General features: G+C 54.9%; 18 protein-coding genes and 1 pseudogene. 15 read left to right on the forward strand and 4 right to left on the reverse strand.

Going from position 1 to position 18,978, the window contains the following annotated elements; translation table 11 throughout:
• Positions 1–5 precede the first annotated feature (5 nt).
• Genes fliM through fliR form a run of 6 tightly spaced genes read left to right on the forward strand, consistent with a single transcriptional unit; the run spans position 6 to position 3,621 of the window.
• Positions 6–1,007: a flagellar motor switch protein FliM gene (fliM, locus tag HP564_RS11260; protein ID WP_371243018.1), complete on the forward strand. Its 1,002-nt coding sequence runs from the start codon at positions 6–8 to the stop codon at positions 1,005–1,007.
• Positions 1,008–1,409 carry a flagellar motor switch protein FliN gene (fliN, locus tag HP564_RS11265; RefSeq protein ID WP_371243020.1) on the forward strand — a complete coding sequence of 134 codons (402 nt, stop codon included), beginning with the start codon at positions 1,008–1,010 and terminating at the stop codon, positions 1,407–1,409. It abuts the gene before it with no gap.
• A complete protein-coding gene (gene fliO / locus HP564_RS11270; protein WP_371243022.1) occupies positions 1,409–1,819 on the forward strand; it encodes a flagellar biosynthetic protein FliO in 411 nt (136 codons plus the stop codon). Before fliN ends, fliO begins: the two co-directional genes overlap by 1 nt.
• Positions 1,816–2,559, forward strand: coding sequence for a flagellar type III secretion system pore protein FliP (gene fliP, locus HP564_RS11275; protein ID WP_371243024.1), 744 nt, complete (start codon positions 1,816–1,818; stop codon positions 2,557–2,559). The genes fliO and fliP overlap by 4 nt, the downstream gene beginning before the upstream one ends.
• Before the next feature lie 11 nt (positions 2,560–2,570).
• The gene (gene fliQ / locus HP564_RS11280; RefSeq protein ID WP_371243026.1) at positions 2,571–2,840 is read left to right on the forward strand and encodes a flagellar biosynthesis protein FliQ; all 270 of its coding nucleotides are present in this window, start codon (positions 2,571–2,573) and stop codon (positions 2,838–2,840) included.
• A 1-nt stretch (position 2,841) separates the two neighbouring features.
• A complete protein-coding gene (gene fliR, locus HP564_RS11285) occupies positions 2,842–3,621 on the forward strand; it encodes a flagellar biosynthetic protein FliR (RefSeq protein WP_371243029.1) in 780 nt (259 codons plus the stop codon).
• 29 nt (positions 3,622–3,650) lie between these two features.
• Here the strand turns inward: fliR and HP564_RS11290 are convergent, their stop codons facing one another.
• The 4 genes from HP564_RS11290 to HP564_RS11305 all read right to left on the reverse strand — a co-directional run bounded on the left by HP564_RS11290 (position 3,651) and on the right by HP564_RS11305 (position 7,700).
• Complete coding sequence (locus tag HP564_RS11290; RefSeq protein ID WP_371243031.1) at positions 3,651–4,382, reverse strand: class II aldolase and adducin N-terminal domain-containing protein; 732 nt, start codon at positions 4,380–4,382, stop codon at positions 3,651–3,653.
• A 65-nt stretch (positions 4,383–4,447) separates the two neighbouring features.
• Complete coding sequence (locus HP564_RS11295; protein ID WP_371243034.1) at positions 4,448–5,260, reverse strand: ABC transporter substrate-binding protein; 813 nt, start codon at positions 5,258–5,260, stop codon at positions 4,448–4,450.
• Positions 5,261–5,279: 19 nt separating this feature from the next.
• The gene (locus HP564_RS11300; RefSeq protein ID WP_371243036.1) at positions 5,280–6,152 is read right to left on the reverse strand and encodes a phytanoyl-CoA dioxygenase family protein; all 873 of its coding nucleotides are present in this window, start codon (positions 6,150–6,152) and stop codon (positions 5,280–5,282) included.
• Positions 6,153–6,179: 27 nt separating this feature from the next.
• Positions 6,180–7,700, reverse strand: coding sequence for an amino acid ABC transporter permease/ATP-binding protein (locus tag HP564_RS11305; RefSeq protein WP_371243038.1), 1,521 nt, complete (start codon positions 7,698–7,700; stop codon positions 6,180–6,182).
• Between the two features lie 457 nt (positions 7,701–8,157).
• Between HP564_RS11305 and HP564_RS11310 the strand changes: the two genes are divergently transcribed.
• The 9 genes and pseudogenes from HP564_RS11310 to HP564_RS11350 all read left to right on the forward strand — a co-directional run bounded on the left by HP564_RS11310 (position 8,158) and on the right by HP564_RS11350 (position 18,952).
• Entirely contained in the window at positions 8,158–9,075 is a 918-nt protein-coding gene (locus HP564_RS11310) for a LysR substrate-binding domain-containing protein (RefSeq protein WP_371243352.1), read from the forward strand.
• Between the two features lie 150 nt (positions 9,076–9,225).
• Positions 9,226–10,491, forward strand: a complete 1,266-nt coding sequence (locus HP564_RS11315) for a flavin-containing monooxygenase (RefSeq protein WP_371243041.1) — start codon at positions 9,226–9,228, stop codon at positions 10,489–10,491.
• 18 nt (positions 10,492–10,509) lie between these two features.
• A complete protein-coding gene (locus tag HP564_RS11320; RefSeq protein WP_371243042.1) occupies positions 10,510–10,944 on the forward strand; it encodes a RidA family protein in 435 nt (144 codons plus the stop codon).
• Positions 10,941–11,615 carry a DUF1028 domain-containing protein gene (locus tag HP564_RS11325; protein ID WP_371243045.1) on the forward strand — a complete coding sequence of 225 codons (675 nt, stop codon included), beginning with the start codon at positions 10,941–10,943 and terminating at the stop codon, positions 11,613–11,615. Before HP564_RS11320 ends, HP564_RS11325 begins: the two co-directional genes overlap by 4 nt.
• Entirely contained in the window at positions 11,608–12,759 is a 1,152-nt protein-coding gene (gene argE, locus HP564_RS11330; RefSeq protein ID WP_371243047.1) for an acetylornithine deacetylase, read from the forward strand. Before HP564_RS11325 ends, argE begins: the two co-directional genes overlap by 8 nt.
• A gap of 217 nt (positions 12,760–12,976) precedes the next feature.
• Entirely contained in the window at positions 12,977–13,810 is an 834-nt protein-coding gene (gene licT, locus HP564_RS11335; RefSeq protein WP_371243049.1) for a BglG family transcription antiterminator LicT, read from the forward strand.
• Between the two features lie 135 nt (positions 13,811–13,945).
• Positions 13,946–15,802 (forward strand): PTS beta-glucoside transporter subunit IIABC, encoded by a 1,857-nt coding sequence (bglF, locus tag HP564_RS11340; protein WP_371243051.1) that lies wholly within the window; start codon positions 13,946–13,948, stop codon positions 15,800–15,802.
• A gap of 15 nt (positions 15,803–15,817) precedes the next feature.
• The gene (locus tag HP564_RS11345) at positions 15,818–17,212 is read left to right on the forward strand and encodes a glycoside hydrolase family 1 protein (RefSeq protein ID WP_371243054.1); all 1,395 of its coding nucleotides are present in this window, start codon (positions 15,818–15,820) and stop codon (positions 17,210–17,212) included.
• A gap of 111 nt (positions 17,213–17,323) precedes the next feature.
• Positions 17,324–18,952: pseudogene (locus tag HP564_RS11350) on the forward strand (carbohydrate porin).
• Positions 18,953–18,978 lie beyond the last annotated feature (26 nt).

An 18,978-nucleotide genomic window follows, 5' to 3' on the forward strand; every position in this document is an offset into this window, starting at 1 on the left:
ACTATATGTCTGACAGTTTTTTATCGCAGGCTGAAATTGACCGTCTTTTGAATGGCGGCAGTAGCGTAGAAAGTGAAAGCGTGAAGGATAAATCCGGTGATGAAGAGATAAGGATTTACGATCCTAATACGCAGCGGCGCGTGATTCGCGAGCGTATGCACTCGCTGGAAATTATTAACGAACGCTTTGCACGCCAGTTTCGCATGGATATGTTTAACCTGCTGCGGCGCAATCCTGACGTAACGGCAGGTAACATTACTATTCAGCCCTATCATGAATTTGCGCGCAACCTGCCGGTGCCGACCAATCTGAATCTGGTACACATGAATCCGCTGCGCGGCACGGCGCTGTTTGCCTTCTCGCCGCAGCTGGTCTCTATGGCCATTGATAATCTGTTTGGGGGGGATGGGCGTTTTCCTACGATGGTCGACGGGCGTGAGTTTACGCCTACGGAGCAGCGTATCATTCGTCGGATTATGTCGATGGCGCAGGCTTCTTACGATGAGGCCTGGAGTTCTATCTTTAAACTTCAGACCGAATATGTGCGTTCAGAAACGCAAATAAAATTTACCAATATTACCTCTTCGCCCAATGACATCGTGGTCACCACGCCTTTTTCTGTCGAAATTGGATCGCATACCGGGGAGCTGAATATCTGTATTCCTTTCAGCATTATCGAACCGTTGCGCGAACTGTTAACGAATCCCCCTCTGGAGAATTCACGTCAGGAAAATAACCAGTGGCACAACATGATGGCGATGCAGGTTCGTGATGCAGAACTGGATCTGGTCGCGAAGCTGGCTGAAATACCGACGCACGTTTCACGCATTATGACGCTTAAAAAAGGCGATGTTATTCCGCTTGAGAAACCAGAAATTGTTGAGGTGTATTCAGATGGGCATCCTGTTTTTTGCGGAAAATATGGGCTGTTAAATAAACAGCTGGCGATCAGAATTGAAAAGATTTTTGCTAATTCTCTACCTTCTTTTCACAAGGAGAATAAATAAATGAGTGCCACTATTTCGCCGTCTGAGGCTGACGCGCAATCTGTTGACGATCTCTGGGGAGAAGCGATGAGTGAGCAAATATCAGCAGAAGCTTCTGGCGACGCTGTCTCTGCCAAAAATGCGCAGACGCTAAACTTATCCGACGATCTGAATCTGGTGCTCGATATACCCGTAAAAATGACGGTGGAACTGGGTCGTACCAAAATGACGATTAAAGAGCTGCTGCGCTTAAGTCAGGGATCGGTTGTGCCGCTGGAGGGGCTGGCCGGTGAGCCACTCGATATTTTAATTAACGGTTATCTGATTGCGCAGGGTGAGGTTGTTGTCGTGTCTGATAAATTTGGGGTACGTATTACCGACATTATTACCCCTTCTGAAAGAATGCAGCGTTTGAGCCGGTAATGAAATCCTATGTGAAACCCCATGTTGTAGCGATGCTTCAGCATGGCGAGGGTGTTTCAGCAAGCACCCAGTTGATCAGATTAAGTGGTGCGCTGGCGCTGGTGCTCCTTTTCATCTGCGGGCTAGCCTGGATGGCACGGCGTTCAGGATGGGGAACACAGGCCAGGGGCAACCCTCAGTTACACGTCAGGCATAGCCTGTCACTGGGTCAGCGCGAGCGGGTCGCTATCGTTGAGGCAGGCAATCGCTGGTTTTTGCTGGGCATTACCCCCACTTCCATCACCTTACTCAGCGAAATAGACAAAAGTGCCGACGAGCAGGAGGGGCCTGCTTTATCGGCGGGTCTTTTCCAGCAGGTCCTGCTCAGCGCCATGCGGAATAAAGAAAACAAAGAAAAGGGTGAGCAATGAAGACCCTTTTACGCTTAGTCGTCCGCGCGCTACCGCTGTGGCTGCTTACCCTTCATGGCGCGTGGGCAGCCAGTGGCGACATTGTTATCGGGCATGGGCCGCACGGTGAAAACTGGTCGTTGCCGGTACAAACGCTGGTTCTGCTCACGTCGCTGACGCTCCTGCCTGCCATCCTGCTGATGATGACAGGCTTTACCCGCATCATCATTGTGCTGGGGCTACTGCGCAACGCGCTGGGCACGACATCCTCGCCCCCCAATCAGGTACTGCTGGGTCTGGCGCTGTTTTTGACGTTCTTTGTGATGTCGCCCGTGCTGTCACAGGTCTACGATGACGCCTGGCTACCGCTGTCTCAGGATAAAATAAGCCTGGAAGAGGCGCTGACGAAAGGGGCCATTCCGGTACGCAATTTTATGTTTGCGCAGACGCGCGAAACCGATCTCGCTCTGTTTACCCGCATCGCAAAGCTGCCCAACTATAACAGCCGGGAAGACGTCCCGATGCGTATCTTGCTGCCTGCGTTTGTGACCAGCGAGCTAAAAAGCGGTTTTCAGATCGGGTTCACTATTTTTATTCCTTTCTTAATTATCGATCTCGTGGTGGCCAGCGTACTCATGGCGCTCGGGATGATGATGGTGCCACCGGCGACCATGTCACTGCCGTTTAAGCTGATGCTGTTTGTGCTGGTTGATGGCTGGCAGTTAGTGATCGGTTCACTGGCGCAAAGTTTTTACAGTTAAGAGAGAGTCACATGACGCCAGAGAGCGTAATGGGCCTGGGCTATGAGTCCATTAAGGTCGCGTTGATGATTGCAGGGCCGCTGCTGCTGGCTTCCATGTTTACCGGGCTACTCATCAGCATTTTGCAGGCATCGACCCAGATTAATGAGTCCACACTTTCCTTTATTCCAAAAATCTTAACGGTGATTGTCGTACTGATCGTTTTGGGGCCCTGGATGATGGGGACGTTAATGAATTACATGCACTCGGTGTTTAGCCACATCCCTGATGTTATTCGCTAGCATGCAGCGTTTTTCCTTTACCGATTTTCATCTGTTAGTCAGCCACTATTTCTGGCCTCTGACCCGAACGCTGGCGCTTTTCAGCGCTGCGCCCGTTTTCAGTGAAAAAGCGGCCAGCAAGAAGGTTAAAGTCGGACTGGCCGTGCTGGTTGCCTTTTTGATCGGGCAAAACTTGCCTGAAACCGATATCACGCTGTGGTCTGTTGCGGGCATATGGGTAACGGCAAAACAGATCCTGATCGGTACGACCATTGGGCTGACGATACAGTTATTGTTTGCCGCCATGCGCTTTGTGGGTGAGATCATCAGCCTGCAAATGGGGCTTTCCTTTGCCTCCTTTTTCGACCCTTCCGGGAATCAGGCGATGCCATTACTGGCGCGTTTCCTGAATATGATCTTCACGCTGCTGTTTCTGACGCTTAACGGCCATCTCTACCTGCTCAACGTGCTGGCAGACAGTTTTACGCTTCTGCCCGTCGATGGCGCACCGGTTGGCAGCGGCGCGTTCTGCCTGCTGGTGCAGACGGCGAGCATCATCTTTAGCTGTGGGCTGAAGATAGGGCTGCCTGTGATTACGCTGCTACTGGCGCTGAATCTGACGCTGGGCTTGCTGAACCGTCTGACCCCGCAGCTCTCAATCTTTGTTATCGGCTTTCCTCTCTCAATCACGCTCGGTATGGTGGCGCTGTTACTGATGATGTTTGATTTCGCGCCTCTTTTTGACCGCTACATGCACGCTATCTTCTCGCCTCTGGATAGCATCCTTCGCGCGCTGAATTAGCCCGCGCGGCTGCTGAAAAGCGGTCAGGATCACTCCAGCAGCGTCGGATCGGCAGCGATCATTAACGCTTTCATCTCCTCAAAATGCTGACGCGAGAAGTCAGCAATGCCTTCCCAGGCGCGTGCCGTTTTCTCCGCGACCTCATCGCTGAGGATCTTCAGCGGCTGGCCCGTGGACCAGGCGGTTACGAGGATCTGACAGGCGCGCTCCAGCGTCCAGATATCGTCAAAGGCTTCACCGATGTCGCTGCCCGTCACCATTACGCCGTGATTGCCCATCAACAGGCGGCTTTTACCCGCCAGCAGATTTGCCAGGCGCGCCCCTTCTTCGACCGTATCCGCCATGCCGCCGTAGAGCGTATCGACCGCGACGCGGTTAAAGTAGCGCGCGCTGTTCTGGTCAATCGGCGGGATATGCGGATCGGCCAGACAGGCGACGCTGGTGGTATAGACAGGATGAAGATGCAGCACCACACGCACCTCCGGCAGACGCTGGTGGATCTGGCCGTGGATCGACCAGGCGGTGGCGTCAACGTCATCACGCTGTGCGCAGGCGGGATCGTCAGCGTCGAGCAGCAGCAGATCGCTGGCGCGAATGCGTGAAAAATGTTTCCACTTCGGGTTGATCAGGAACTGTTTGCCGTCGGGCGAAATCGCGGCGCTGAAGTGGTTGGCCACCGCCTCATGCATGCCCAGATGGGCAATAATGCGAAAGGTGGCGGCAAGGTCGATACGGGTTTGTTCTTCAAACGAGAGCGCCATATATCTCTCCTGAAAAGGATGGGAAGGGGAAGACAGGCAGCCAAGACCGGCCGCCCGCATCAGGATCAGGGTTGCGGCATCAGGGTTTTGATGTCCTCTTCGCTCGGTGCCACAAAGTTGTACTTCTTCAGCAGTGCAGCGTACTCCGGCGTTTTGCTGTATTTCTCCAGCCCGGCCACCAGCGCCTGTTTCACCTCGTCGTTGCCTTTCTTCACGCCAAAGCCGTTGAGCACCGGGTAGATCAGCGTTTCTGAGGAGATCTGCACGCGGTTGCCCAGCTTCTGCACCACGCCGCGCGCGACCGCCGCGTCGGTAATCTGCGCCTCGACCGCATGCGACAGCATCGCCTGGGTGGTTTGCGGATCGGTGGTGTATTCGCTGATGGCGATCGGCGGCTTGCCATTTTTTACGCAGTAGTCGGTGGAGAGCTTATGCAGTTGCTGGAGCCAGGAGGTCGCACCCATCGAGCCAATTTTGTGACCGCAAAAATCTTCCGGCGTTTTAGGCTGGTAATCGCTGCCTTTCAGCGACAGGATCGCCTCGCCGCTTTTCAGATAGGGGATCATATCGATCACCTTTAACCGATCCGCCGTGATGTACATCGACGAGTTGGTGATATCGAAGCGGTTGCCCTGAAGACCGGTGATCAGGTTGGGAAAGCGGGTGTCGAGGTTAACCGCCTGGCGGCCCATTACCTTTGCCAGACCGTCGAGAAATTCGATATCAAAGCCGGTCGGTTTGTTGTTCTCAATATATTCATACGGGAAAAAGGTCATGTCAGAGCCAGCGAGAATTTTTCCCGGCTGCTGAAACGCTGACGCGCTAAACGAACCCAGCGCAACGCTGGCGGCTAAAAAGGTCAGGGCAACAGATTTCATAAAGCCTCCGTGGTGGCGGTTACGCGCGGGCAAGATCGTTTCCGGCCTGCTGAACAAAAAAGGATGCGCCGCTTGGCTTCTGCGGCAGACGGAACTGATTAACGCTACTGCGCACCATGCCGCTTTCTTCACCTGCAACCAGCGCACCGGCATCAAGGCTTGGCAGCGGGTTTTCGCCAAAGGGCAGGGCGTCTTCCGCCGCATAAACGGCGATAAACAGCGTGCGCGGCAGCTCGGTTTCATTCGGGCTGGAGGCGTGCAGCAGACGCGTATGCATAAAGCAGACTGAGCCGGGCGGACCGAAACAGGCGGCAGGCTGCGAGCACTGCTCCTCAACCACGGTTTTATCCACCGCGCCGGTAAAACGACCGTTTTGCCAGTGAGAGTAGAGCGGGCCTTTGTGGCTACCCGGCACCACGTTAAGCGGGCCGTTTTCCGGCGTCACTTCACTCACCATCAGCAGCGCGGTGACGATGTCGTCGTTGCTGTGCGGCGTAAAAAGGAAGTCCTGATGCCACTCCACTTTGGTCGCCGTGTGCGGCAGCTTGGAGTTGATTTTGCTGTGGTGAAAGCGTGCGCCCTGGCTACCGGTCAGCTGACCAGCAATCTGCGCCATCCGCGACTGAAGCGCAGCGTGGCGATAGGCGGCAGAGATTTCAGTTGGCGAGCTGACGCGGCGCAGCGACGGATGATCGGCGCGATGATCGCTCTCCAGGTCGAATCGCGCGCGGCCATCCAGCGTATCGCCATACGCCGCCTGCTGGCTGCGGCTCTCTTCTACCCAGCCGTCAAAATCGTGCTGTAGCGCGGCGATCTCGTCGGTGCTTAATACGTTTTCGACTACCAGGAAACCCTGCTGGTGATACTGCTCTACCTGCCACTGCTCAATCATGATTTTTTCCTCGTGCTGATAAAGGGGTTAAGCCAGAGAAACATCCTTCAAAAAGGCTTCAACACGCGGATGCTGTCCGCTGCGCATGGCCTGAGGCGCGTCATCGCAGACCACGCGTCCTTTTTCCATAAATACGATGCGGTCAGAGACCTTAAAGGCGAAGTTCATCTCATGGGTGACGATCACCATCGTGATGCCCTCGTGCGCCAGGGTTTCAATCACCTGCAACACCTCATTGACCTTTTCCGGATCCAGCGCCGAGGTCGGCTCATCAAACAGCATGATCTGCGGGCGCATCATCAGGGCACGGGCGATCGCCACGCGCTGCTGCTGGCCGCCTGAGAGCTGATGCGGATATTTCCACGCATGCTCCAGCATGCCGACTTTGTGCAGCAGCTCGCAGGCGTGCTGCTTCAGCTCGTCGCGCGACGCCAGTCGGTGATAGCGCGGTGCCAGCATCAGGTTGTCCAGGACATTAAGGTGCGGAAAGAGATTGAAGCTCTGGAAAACCATGCCGATGTTGAGGCGATGTTCAGCGTGCTCAATAAAGCGCGGTTTCTGCTCTCCCTGCTGGCTGAGATGAATAAAGGGCTGACCGTTGATGCGGATCTCGCCGTTATCGATCTGCTCCAGCCCGTTGAGCAGGCGGATCAGCGTGGTTTTGCCAGAGCCGGACGGCCCAATAACGGAGACCACTTCGCCAGGCTGGATTTGCAGGTTCACCGCACCCAGCACTTCAACATTGTTATAGGCTTTGTGCAGGCGCGAGGCCTGAAGTGCCGGTCCGCTGCTCTGCGCCATCGGGCGCGCCAGCGGCGTAACATCGCGCTGCGCCAGCGCGAAAAGCCGATCGTCTACCTTGCCTGAGGGCCGGCGCTGGGTGACGTCGAGATAGCGCTCCAGCTGTTTCAGCAGGAAGTCGAAAACCGTGACGATCAGCACGTAGTAGCAGGCGACGGCCGCCATGGTCTCCATGACCAGGAAGTTCTGAGAGTAGAGACGCTGGCCGACCATCAGGATTTCGGTTAGCGAGATCACCGACACCAGCGAGCTGAGCTTCACGATGGCGATATACTCATTTGCCAGCGCGGGCAGGGCGACGCGCACCGCCTGCGGAATAATGATGCGCCACTGAATGCCGGCAAAGCGCAGACCCAGGGCACGGGCGGCTTCACTCTGGCCTTTCGGGATCGACAGCAGGCCGCCGCGATGGATCTCCGCGATATAGGCGCTTTCGCTCAGCACCATCGCGATCAGGCCCGCCCAGAAGGGATCGCTCAGCAGCGCGGCCGTGCCGGGGGCAGCCTGCGGCAGGTTATAGACAAAAATCAGCAGCACCAGTAGCGGCAGGCTACGGAACAGCCAGATATAGCCGCGCGCCGGCAGGGTAAACAGCGGACGGTTTGACTGCTTCGCCAGCGCAAGCACAAAGCCCACCACAATACTGATGCCCCAGGTAAGCAGGCTCAGTTTGATGACGGTCCAGGTCGCCCGCCAGAACTCGGCGTCGCTGAACAGGCTGAACATGTAGTTCCAGTTAAAGGTCATGAGGCATGTCGCTCGCTTAAATAAAAGCGAATTTCAGAAATGGAATTCGCCGCTTTCGGTTAATTAACACTATGGCGGCAGCGGCTAATTGAGGGCAATTAGTAAATTGTTGCCTTCAGACTTTAAAAAAACTATCCAGCCTGAATGCAGATGAAATCATCAGAAACCAAAACAGATTAACGTGGGAAATTAATCTGGCGCGAGGTGTTTGCCTGCGCTGCCCTTAAATCGCGCAGACGTGAACCAAAATGAGGCAGCGAAAAAAATAAAGATTAGTTTGCCAGAAAATAAACGTGAGTCTTGCCTGTCATATCAGTCACTCCACAAAAAGCGTGACGCCGCGGCGATCGGTTCTGGCTGCCCCTTCAGGGGGCGAAAGCATGGCATGGGGCTTGCAACATCCTGCTACCTGCAAAAGCCGTCCTGTCGAGACGGCCACCATACTCATAAGGTTTTCATCATGCGTTTCACGCTAAAGCAGCTTAAATATTTTGTCACTGTCGTTGAAACCGAGAGCATTGCCGAAGCGTCACGCCAGCTCCATATCGCGCAGCCCTCTATCTCTATTGCCATTAAAAATCTCGAGGATACCTTCGATCAGCAGCTGTTTATCCGCCATCACGCGCAGGGCGTTTCGCTGACGCCCGGTGGCCGCCGCTTCTATGAGAAAGCGCGTGACCTGCTCCGCCTGACCTATGAGTTTGAGCAGAATTCGCGGGCTGAGCACCAGCTGGTTTCCGGTACCATCGCGGTGGGCTGCTTTGAGTCGGCCGCGCCGCTCTACCTGCCGAAGCTGATTGCCGGGTTTAAAAAAATCTATCCCGATATCACTATCGAGCTCTATGACGGCGAGCAGCATGAGCTGATGCATGGGCTGCATCGCGGTCGTTTTGACCTGGCGTTTCTTTACGATCTCGACCTCGACCACTCCCTCCGCAAAGAGCCGCTTAACGCGCCGCACCGGCCCTATGCGCTGCTGCCCGCAGCCCACCCGCTGGCGCAGCAGGCAAGGGTCACGCTCCAGCAGTTGAGCCGTGAGCCGATGATCCTGCTCGATGCTATCCCGAGCAAAAACTACTTTATCCGCATCTTTAAGGAGAAGGGCTACCATCCTGACGTCGCCTACAGCTCGCCCTCCATTGAAATGGTGCGCTGCATGGTCGGGCAGGGGTTAGGTTTTTCGGTGCTGGTTACACGTCCCTGTTGCGATATAACGTATGACGGACAAAAGCTGGTACATCTGGAAATCGAAGATGAGATGCCCGATTCCCTGTTAATTATGGCCTATCTGCAAAATAATGAGCCCACCAGACCGGCGCAATTATTTATGGACTATTGTCGTCGCGCGGAACTTTCTCCAGCGCCAGCAGTGTAATCAGGTTTTTATCAGGCGTCTTTCGCAGCCTAATAAATTCCTATCCAGTCGTTAGCTTTATAATATTTTACCGCTTCTGTTGGCTCAAATAGTCTTGGAAACCTTCCCATGGTGAATATATCGGCCGGCGGCTGGTTGAAGGACGCTGAAATGACAGAGATGAAAACAGAAACAGATACCCTGGTGATTGGTGCCGGGCAGGCGGGCGTGGCGATGAGCGAACATCTGAGCCGTCTCGACGTGCCGCATCTGGTGCTGGAGAAAAACCGTATTGCGGAAGCCTGGCGCAGTGGGCGCTGGGATTCGCTGGTGGCAAATGGTCCAGCCTGGCACGATCGCTTTCCCGGTATGGCGTTTCCGGAGTGCGCGCCCGACAGCTTTGTTGCTAAAGAGAAAGTGGCGGATTACTTCGCGGCCTATGCGGAGAAATTTCACGCCCCGATCCGCACCGGCGTAGAGGTGCTGCGCGTTGAGCGTAATCATGGTCGCCCCGGCTTTACGGTGCAGACCTCTGACGGCGTGATTGAGGCGCAGCGCATTGTGGCGGCCACCGGCCCCTTTCAGAAACCGGTGATCCCGGCGATCGCGCCACGCAACGATCGTCTGACGCAGATCCACTCCGCTGCCTACCGCAACCCGCAGCAGCTGCCTGAGGGCGGCGTACTGGTTATCGGCGCAGGTTCGTCCGGCGTGCAGATCGCCGATGAACTTCAGCGCGCCGGCAAAACGGTCTATCTCTCTGTCGGGCCGCACGATCGCCCGCCGCGCGCCTATCGCAACCGCGACTTCTGCTGGTGGCTCGGTGTGCTGGGGATGTGGGACGCGGCAGCGAGCCAGCCGGGGAAAGAGCACGTCACCATTGCCGTCAGCGGCGCGCGCGGCGGCCACACCGTTGATTTCCGCGCGCTGGCCGCGCAGGGCGTTAATCTGGTTGGCATGACCCAGAGCTTTGATGGTGAGCGCGTGACCTTCCAGCCCGATCTGGCGCACAACATTGCGCGCGGCGACGCCAGCTACCTGGCGCTGCTCGACGCGGCAGACAGCTACATCGCCCGCAACGGCCTCGATCTGCCGGAAGAGCCGGAAGCGAGGCACTTTCTGCCCGATCCCAGCTGCATTACCCAGCCGCTCAGCGAGCTTAATCTCGCCCGCGCGGGCATCACCACCCTGATCTGGGCAACCGGCTACGTGGCGGACTACAGCTGGCTCAGGGTCGACGCCTTTGATGAAAAAGGGAAACCGCAGCACCATCGCGGTGTCTCCACCGAGCCGGGCGTCTATTTTCTTGGGCTGCCGTGGCTCTCCCGCCGTGGCTCCACCTTTATCTGGGGCGTCTGGCATGACGCGAAATATATCGCCGACCAGATCGCGATTCAGCGTCAGTATCAGCACTATCAGGCCGCGCCGTCACCTTAACCGAGCAGGAGCTTTGGCATGCCAACTCATACCCGTATTCGTATGTTCAACACAAAAGAGACCTATCCCAATCAGGCGCTTGATAACGATCTCTGCCAGGCCGTGCGCGCGGGCAATACCGTCTACGTGCGCGGTCAGGTCGGCACCGACTTTGACGGCAACCTCGTTGGACTGGGCGAGCCGGGCGTGCAGGCGGCGCAGGCGATGAAGAATGTAAAACAGCTGCTGGAAGAAGCGGGCAGCGATCTGTCGCATATCGTCAAAACCACCACCTATATCACAGACCCGCGCTTTCGCGAGCCGGTCTATCTGGAGGTTGGCAAGTGGCTGAAGGGTGTCTTTCCCATCTCGACTGGCCTGGTGGTGTCGGCGCTGGCGCAGCCGCAGTGGCTGATGGAGATTGATGTTATTGCCGTGATCCCGGATGACTGGCAGAGCAAGGAGGCGTTATGACCCTTTCCATTAGCGCACGCTGCCCGGAGAGCGGCCAGCTGGGCATTGCCATCAGCTCTTCCAGCATTGCGGTAGGGGCGCGCTGTCCCTGGCTTCAGGCGGGAACGGGCGCGGTCTCCAGCCAGAACATTACGCTGCCTGCGCTGGGACAGCAGGTGCTGGCGCAGCTGGAGACGGGTGCGTCTGCGCAGCAGGCGCTTACGCTGGCGCTGGCGGAGGACCGCTTTAGCGACTATCGCCAGCTGACGGTCATTGATTCTGCCGGTGAGATTGCACACTTCAGCGGCAGCCACACGCTGGGCGTCTGGCACGTGGCGCAGGGTGAAAACTGCGTGGCGGCGGGCAACATGCTGGCGGATAAGGCGGTTATCGACGCGATGATTTCGGCGTTTGCTGACTCATCCGGCGAGCTGACCAGTCGACTGATTACGGCGCTTCAGGCGGGAATTGCGCGCGGAGGCGAAGCCGGGCCGGTGCACTCTGCTGCGGTGAAGGTGGTCGACGACTATACCTGGCCTCTGGTCGATCTGCGCGTCGACTGGGCTGATGCGGATCCGGTTGGCGAGCTGTCGCGCCTGTGGCAGGCCTATGAGCCTCAGATGGAAGCCTACGTAACGCGCGCACTCGACCCGCGTGAAGCACCGAGCTACGGCGTACCCGGCGATGAATAGCGACCTGCGCGCGCAGCTCGCCTCGCTGCTGGCGTTTGACACCACCAGCCGCGAATCGAACCTGGCGCTGATCGACTTTATTCGTACCCTTCTTGCCGGGCGCGGCGTGGCGTCTACGCTGCTTTACAGCGACGACGGGCGCAAAGCGAACCTCTATGCGAGGCTCGGACCGGCTGGTGACGGCGGCGTGCTGCTCTCCGGGCACACCGACGTGGTGCCGGTTGACGGGCAGCGCTGGACGGTGCCGCCTTTTTCACTCACCGAGCGGGACGGCCGCTGTTATGGGCGTGGCAGCGCCGATATGAAAGGATTTATCGCCTGCGTGCTGGCGTCGCTGGATCGCTTTTTAGCGCAGCCGTTACGGATGCCGCTGCACCTGGCGTTCTCTTATGATGAGGAGGCAGGCTGCCTCGGCGTGCGCTCGCTGGTGGCGCATCTCAGGGCATCGCCGGAGAAGCCCGCGCTTTGCATCATCGGCGAACCCACTAATATGGCCCCGGTTTACGGCCATAAAGGTAAAGTGGCGATGCGCTGCCAGCTGCGTGGTCACGCCTGCCACTCAGCCTATGCGCCATCTGGCGTCAATGCGATTGAGCAGGCGGCAAAACTGATTAGCCATATCACCCGCGTCAGTGAAGCGCTACAGCAGACGCAGGACCCGCGCTTTGATCCGCCCTTCAGCACCTTACAGGTCGGTACCATTCAGGGCGGGGCGGCACTTAATATTGTGCCGCAGGATTGTCAGTTTGATTTTGAGCTGCGTACGCTGCCGGGCGCAGACACAGAGGGCGTGCTGGAAAGTATTGAAGCCTTTGCACGCCATCAGTTGTTGCCCGCTATGCAGGAAAAAGCCCCGGAGAGCGCGATCAGTTTTCAGCCGCTGAGCGCCTATCCCGGGTTATTAACCGATCCGCAAAGCGACTTTGCGCGCTGGCTGGCCGACTGGTGCGGCAGCGAGGCGTTTTCTACCGTGGCCTTTGGCACCGAAGGAGGGCTGTTTGATGAGGCGGGGATCGCCACTCTGGTCTGCGGGCCGGGCAGTATGGCGCAGGGGCATAAAGCGGATGAATTTGTTGCGGTAGAGCAGCTTGAACGCTGCATGCAAATGCTTAGCCAGCTTTGCGACTGGATGCGTCTGGACTAATCATCGTCAGATACGCATGAAATCTTTCTTCAGGGCCTCATGCGCCATCCGGGGGAGGGAACATAATGGCGATATACCTCACGTTTTCATCCTTAACTCATTGTGAGTTCGCATTAATTTGATAAGGTGACCGCAACGGATTGTTACTGCTTGAGCAGGCAAAACCTGATTTTCCGACCCGTGTCGGACGTCAGGTTTTTTTGTTTTTGGGGTCCAGATGAATATCACCAAAATTCTTAATAACAATGTGGTGGTTGTTCAGGATGAGCACGGGCGCGAGCAGGTAATAATGGGCCGCGGGTTGGGCTATCAGAAACAGACTGGCGACGCGCTTGATACCTCACTGATTGAAAAGGTGTTTGCGCTACAAAATGATGAGCTGTCAGGTCGGTTAGGGGAACTGCTGAATCAGATTCCACTTGAGGTGATGACCACCTGCGACATGATTATCAGGCTGGCGGCACAGCGACTGGGAACGCTGCATGACAGTGTTTATATTACCCTGACCGACCATTGCTATTTTGCGATTGAGCGCCAGAAAAAAGGGATGGCCATCAAAAACGTCCTGCTCTGGGATATCAAGCGTCTCTATCCCAAAGAGTTTGAGTTAGGTCATGAAGCACGAGCCATTATTGCCAGACGCCTGCATGTCGAACTGCCAGAGGATGAAGCCGGATTTATCGCACTGCACCTGGTGACCGCGCAGCTGAACAGCGAAATGCCGGAAGTAATGGATGTGACCCGGCTGATGCAGGAGATCCTGCAACTGGTAAAATATCAGCTGCGTCTCGAGTATGACGAGGAGTCGCTCAACTACCAGCGTTTTGTTATCCATCTGAAATTTTTTGCCCAGCGGATACTGACCCGAACCCAGGTAAAAGATGATGATGTGTCGCTGCACATAGCGGTGAAGGATAATTACGCAAAAGCCTGGAAATGTGCCGAAAAAATTGCGCAGCACCTGAGTCAACGCTATCAGCGAGAGCTGACCACTGAAGAGATTATGTTCCTCACTCTCCATATTGAGCGAGTAAAAAAAGAAGGGCATTAAGCCCTGAACGGGATTGTTACTGCATCACGCAGGCAAAACCTGAGCGTGGCCACCGAAAGGAGGCCATTCTCGGGTTTTTTTGTTTTTGGGCTCAGTCAACGGGTGCCTGCGGGCATCAGATGAAAGGAAATTGAGATGGAATATCAGGCTGTTGCAAAAGAGATTCTTCGCCATGTGGGTGGAAAAGAGAACATCCTGAGTCTCGTACACTGCGCGACCCGGCTCCGCTTTAAACTGAAAGATAATCACAAAGCGGATGCTGAAGCACTGAAGCAGCATCCGGGTGTGATTATGGTGGTTGAAAGCGGTGGCCAGTTTCAGGTGGTGATTGGCAACCACGTTCATGCCGTCTGGCAGGCGGTGCGTCATCAGGCAGGGCTGACGGATGACGCTCCGGCCGTGGAGGAAAAGGGGCACAGGGGCACTCTGCTGAGCCGCCTGATCGACATAGTCTCAGCCATTTTTACCCCCTTTATTGGCGTGCTGGCGGCTTCAGGTATTTTGAAAGGGCTGCTGGCGCTGGCGGTGGTGTGCGGCTGGCTCACGACCGAGAGCGGCACCTATAAAATCTGGTTTGCCGCAAGCGACGCGCTGTTCTTCTTTTTGCCACTGGTGCTGGGCTATACCGCCGGAAAAAAATTTGGCGGTAATCCCTTTATCACCCTGGTGATCGGTGGAGCGCTTACTCACCCAGTGATGATCGCCGCCTTTAACGCCAGCCAGCAGCCTGACGGCGTTGCGGACGTGTTTCTTGGCATTCCAGTCACCTGGTTCAATTACAGCGCGTCAGTTATTCCCATTATTCTCGCCGCCTGGGTGAGTTGCTGGCTGGAAAAACAGAGCACCAGGCTGCTGCCGTCGTCGATGAAAAATTTCTTTGCGCCGCTGATCTGTTTAGGTGTCACCGTGCCGCTGACCTTCCTGGTCATTGGCCCGCTCGCCACCTGGCTGAGCCAGATGCTGGCGAACGGCTACCAGTGGGTTTACGTGCTGGCCCCCTGGCTGGCGGGCGCTGCGACAGGCGCGCTGTGGCAGGTTTGCGTCATCTTTGGCCTGCACTGGGGATTTATCCCGCTGATGATTAACAATCTTGCGATGCTGGGACATGACTCTATGTTGCCAATGCTGCTGCCCTCGGTATTTGGTCAGGTGGGTGCAGCGTTCGGGATCTTTCTGCGCACTCGCGATGCGCGCCAGAAGATGCTGGCAGGTTCTTCCACAATGGCCGCTATTTTTGGCATCACCGAACCGGCGGTGTATGGCGTTAACCTGCCGCTGCGCCGTCCATTTATTTTTGGCTGCGTGGCAGGGGCTATCGGCGGTGCCATTGTCGGCTTCAGCCATACACAGGTTTACTCATTTGGTTTTGCCAACGTCTTTACCCTTGCCCAGATGATCCCACCTGAGGGTATCGACAGCACGCTATGGGGGGGCGCTATCGGCAGCCTGACCGCGCTGATACTGAGCTTTGTGCTGACGCTGCTGGCCGGTATGAAAAACCTCCCCGTACAAAAAAGCGCGGTGGCAGTGACGACAGGTGATGATGAGGTGCTCTCTCCCATGACCGGCACGCTTCTGCCTCTCGACCAGGTGCCCGACTCCACGTTTGCCAGCGGCCTGCTGGGTAAAGGCGTCGCCATTATTCCCTCAGATAACCGGGTGACGGCTCCCTTTGCTGGCGAAGTCGCCTCCCTGTTTCAGACCCGACACGCCATTGGCCTGCTCAGCAACAGCGGTATTGAAATACTCATTCATGTCGGGATCGATACGGTGAAGCTCGACGGCAGGCCATTTATTGCGCGCGTGAAGGTGGGTGACAAAGTGCAGCCGGGTGATGTGCTGCTGGAGTTCGATCGTCAGCAAATTATTGAGGCCGGATACAGCCTGACGACACCCGTTATCGTCAGTAACAGCGACGAGTACCGTGAGGTCGTGTCCGTTACGGCAGCCTCCATTAAGGCCGGTGCGCCATTACTTAGCGTCAGTCATTAATAACAGGAGAACGTGATGAAGACTTTCCCGAAGGATTTTTTATGGGGCGGCGCATTTGCGGCGAATCAGGTGGAGGGGGCATACCTGGAGGAGGGCAAAGGGCTGTCTACCTCGGATATGCAGCCACAGGGTATCTTCGGCCCGGTGGTGGAGCGTGTGCCGGGCGACAGCAGTCTTAAGGATGTTGCTATCGACTTCTATCACCGCTACCCGGAAGACATCAAACTGTTTGCTGAAATGGGCTTTAGCTGTTTACGCGTCTCTGTTGCCTGGACGCGTATTTTTCCAGACGGTGATGAGTCACAGCCAAACGAAGCGGGCCTCGCCTTTTATGATCGACTCTTTGATGAACTGGCTGCACATGGCATCACACCGTTGGTCACCTTGTCCCATTATGAAATGCCCTGGGGGCTGGTTAAACACTATGGCGGCTGGGGCAACCGTCAAACCATTACTTTCTTTGAGCGATATGCGCGTACGCTGTTTGCCCGTTACAAAGAGAAGGTCAAGCTATGGCTGACCTTTAACGAAATTAACATGTCTTTACACGCGCCCTTAACCGGCGTGGGGTTGCCTGAAGGCAGCAGTAAAAGTGAAATCTATCAGGCTATCCATCATCAGCTGGTGGCGAGTGCCAGAGTGGTGAAAGCCTGCCATGAGATGATTCCGGATGCCCGCATTGGCAATATGCTGCTGGGCGGTCTGATGTATCCTCTGACCTGTAAACCGGAAGATGTCCTGAAAACGCTGCAGGAGAACCGCAGCTGGCAGTTCTTTGGCGATGTTCAGTGTCGTGGCGTCTATCCCGGCTATATGCTGCGCTACTTCCGCGATAACCAGATCCAGATAGCCATTACCGAAGCCGATCGCGAAGCGCTGAAATCAACGGTCGATTTTGTGTCATTCAGCTACTACATGACCGGGTGTGTCACCGCCGATGAGGCGCTGAACAAGCAGGCACGCGGTAATGTGTTGAGTATGGTACCGAATCCTCACCTGATTAGCTCGGAGTGGGGCTGGCAGATCGATCCGCTGGGTTTGCGCACGCTACTCAACATGTTGTGGGATCGCTATCAGAAACCGCTGTTCATCGTCGAAAATGGTTTAGGGGCAAACGATAAGCCCGATGCAGAAGGCGTTGTGCAGGATGATTACCGTATTCGCTATCTGAACGACCATCTGGTTCAGGTGCGTGAAGCTATCGACGACGGGGTCGACATCATAGGCTATACCTGCTGGGGCCCCATTGACCTGGTCAGTGCATCGCGTGCCGAACTCTCCAAGCGCTATGGCTTTATTTATGTCGATCGCGATGACAGCGGAAAGGGCACGCTGGCGCGCCGCCGCAAAAAAAGTTTCTACTGGTATAAAGAGGTGATTGCGACAAACGGCGCGTCGCTTGACGGTTAATTCTGCCAAAAGGGTATCAATAACTACCCGGTGTTTAATGGAAACTGAAGGCATCAGCCGCAGACGATGCCTTTAACTATAAAAAATGGATTTACTAAAATAATACCTCTTATGAATAATAAATATATATGTAAATTCGTGGCATTATTAATGGCTACGGTTTCTGTATCCTCTCATGCTACGGCGGAAAAAGTCTCTGTTGAACAACGGCTGGCGTTACTTGAAAAAGAGCTGGCGCGGAATAATAAAGAGCTACAGACCGTCAGAGAAGAGTTACGACATTATAAATCATTTTATGACACAACACCGGGGAAAATCCCACCAGCAGTAGTCAGTAACAAGCCTTCCAGCAGTGAAGGTCAGAATAAATTAACCAGCGAGACACGGGTTTCTGTCAGTGACGCCGCAAAAAATAATGTAACCACAGCTACGTCATTTGTAACGTTAAAGGATTTAGGGAAATATATTAAGGATGATATTGGTTTCGAATATTCAGGCTATTTCCGCAGCGGCTGGTCTACCGGTAACCGGGGAGCGCCGAAGTCATATGCCATCGGTTCGCTGGGACGTTTCGGTCAGGAGAATGGAGCCTGGTTTGACCTGCAGCTGTCGCAAAAGGTATAAGATGACCATAGCGGTAAGGTAGCGAAAGCTGTGATCATGCTCGACGGTAATGTTGGTCAGCAGTATAGCAGCGGCTGGTTTGACAAGGATTCGGAGAACGTTTTGCAGTTTTCCGATATTTATTTGACGACCAGAGGCTTTCTGCCTTTCGCGCCAGAGGCTGATTTCTGGGTGGGCAAACATGCTTTGCAGAAATATGAAATTCAGATGCTCGACTGGAAAAGTCATCGTACAGATGCTGATTCTGGTTTAGGGATTGAGGGCTGGGAAGCTGGCCCTGGCAAGCTGAACCTGTCGCTGGTTCGTGAAGACGTTAATGCCCATGCGGTAGATTATGCCTCTTCAGGAAAATCACAGCAGGTGAATACCAACAGCGCGGAGATCCGCTATAAAAATATTCCTTTGTGGCATAACGCCCTGCTGGAAGTTTCCGGCCGCTATACCCTGCCGAACGAAACAGAAAGCAACCACAGAAACGAAGATGACGGCAGCTATTACAGCCTTAAAGACTCCTGGCTCGCCGGGTTAATCCTGCGTCAAAATTTCAAAGGCGGCGAATTTAACGAATTAACCTTACAAGGGGCTAATAACTCGATAGCAAGTGGCTTTGCTCGCCTTTCAGGCGCCAATCCCTCTTACAGCAATAATGGTACCGGTGAATATTATGGTGAGCATAGCAACGGTAAGGCATATCGAATCATTTCTCAGGGGGAGAACTATCTGTCTGAAAAAATAATAATGGCTCACGCTATGGTATGGGCCTTGGGTAACGACATTTACAGTTATGATACCGGCGCGCATACTGATTTCAATACGATACGTGCAGTAGTTCGTCCTGCTTATATCTGGAACAACAGTAATCAATCAGGTTTGGAGCTGGGTTGGTTTAACCAGAAAAACAGAGTCGATGATACGCAATACCATGAATCAGGATATAAAATAACGCCTTATCACGCTATTAAAGTTGATACCAGTATTCTTACATCACGTCCAGAAATTCGTTTCTATGGTACTTTCATGAAGACAGATAATAACGGTATTAGTCATTTCAGATTTGCTGATAAAAAGAGTGAGCAGTTTACCGTTGGCGTTCAGGCAGAAGTATGGTGGAAATGAACGCATTTGCTGTTATTCATGCAGAG

The sequence above is a fragment of the Pantoea sp. KPR_PJ genome (assembly GCF_041386365.1).
GTDB lineage: Bacteria > Pseudomonadota > Gammaproteobacteria > Enterobacterales > Enterobacteriaceae > Pantoea.

Coding starts and splice junctions, on each gene's coding strand:
- fliP (WP_371243024.1), top strand. CDS start 1,816: ATGAAGACCCTTTTACGCTTAGTCGTCCGCGCGCTACCGCTGTGGCTG.
- bglF (WP_371243051.1), top strand. CDS start 13,946: ATGGAATATCAGGCTGTTGCAAAAGAGATTCTTCGCCATGTGGGTGGA.
- fliO (WP_371243022.1), top strand. CDS start 1,409: ATGAAATCCTATGTGAAACCCCATGTTGTAGCGATGCTTCAGCATGGC.
- HP564_RS11320 (WP_371243042.1), top strand. CDS start 10,510: ATGCCAACTCATACCCGTATTCGTATGTTCAACACAAAAGAGACCTAT.
- HP564_RS11315 (WP_371243041.1), top strand. CDS start 9,226: ATGACAGAGATGAAAACAGAAACAGATACCCTGGTGATTGGTGCCGGG.
- fliQ (WP_371243026.1), top strand. CDS start 2,571: ATGACGCCAGAGAGCGTAATGGGCCTGGGCTATGAGTCCATTAAGGTC.
- fliM (WP_371243018.1), top strand. CDS start 6: ATGTCTGACAGTTTTTTATCGCAGGCTGAAATTGACCGTCTTTTGAAT.
- fliN (WP_371243020.1), top strand. CDS start 1,008: ATGAGTGCCACTATTTCGCCGTCTGAGGCTGACGCGCAATCTGTTGAC.
- licT (WP_371243049.1), top strand. CDS start 12,977: ATGAATATCACCAAAATTCTTAATAACAATGTGGTGGTTGTTCAGGAT.
- HP564_RS11325 (WP_371243045.1), top strand. CDS start 10,941: ATGACCCTTTCCATTAGCGCACGCTGCCCGGAGAGCGGCCAGCTGGGC.
- HP564_RS11305 (WP_371243038.1), bottom strand. CDS start 7,700: ATGACCTTTAACTGGAACTACATGTTCAGCCTGTTCAGCGACGCCGAG.
- HP564_RS11290 (WP_371243031.1), bottom strand. CDS start 4,382: ATGGCGCTCTCGTTTGAAGAACAAACCCGTATCGACCTTGCCGCCACC.
- HP564_RS11345 (WP_371243054.1), top strand. CDS start 15,818: ATGAAGACTTTCCCGAAGGATTTTTTATGGGGCGGCGCATTTGCGGCG.
- HP564_RS11295 (WP_371243034.1), bottom strand. CDS start 5,260: ATGAAATCTGTTGCCCTGACCTTTTTAGCCGCCAGCGTTGCGCTGGGT.
- HP564_RS11300 (WP_371243036.1), bottom strand. CDS start 6,152: ATGATTGAGCAGTGGCAGGTAGAGCAGTATCACCAGCAGGGTTTCCTG.
- argE (WP_371243047.1), top strand. CDS start 11,608: ATGAATAGCGACCTGCGCGCGCAGCTCGCCTCGCTGCTGGCGTTTGAC.
- fliR (WP_371243029.1), top strand. CDS start 2,842: ATGCAGCGTTTTTCCTTTACCGATTTTCATCTGTTAGTCAGCCACTAT.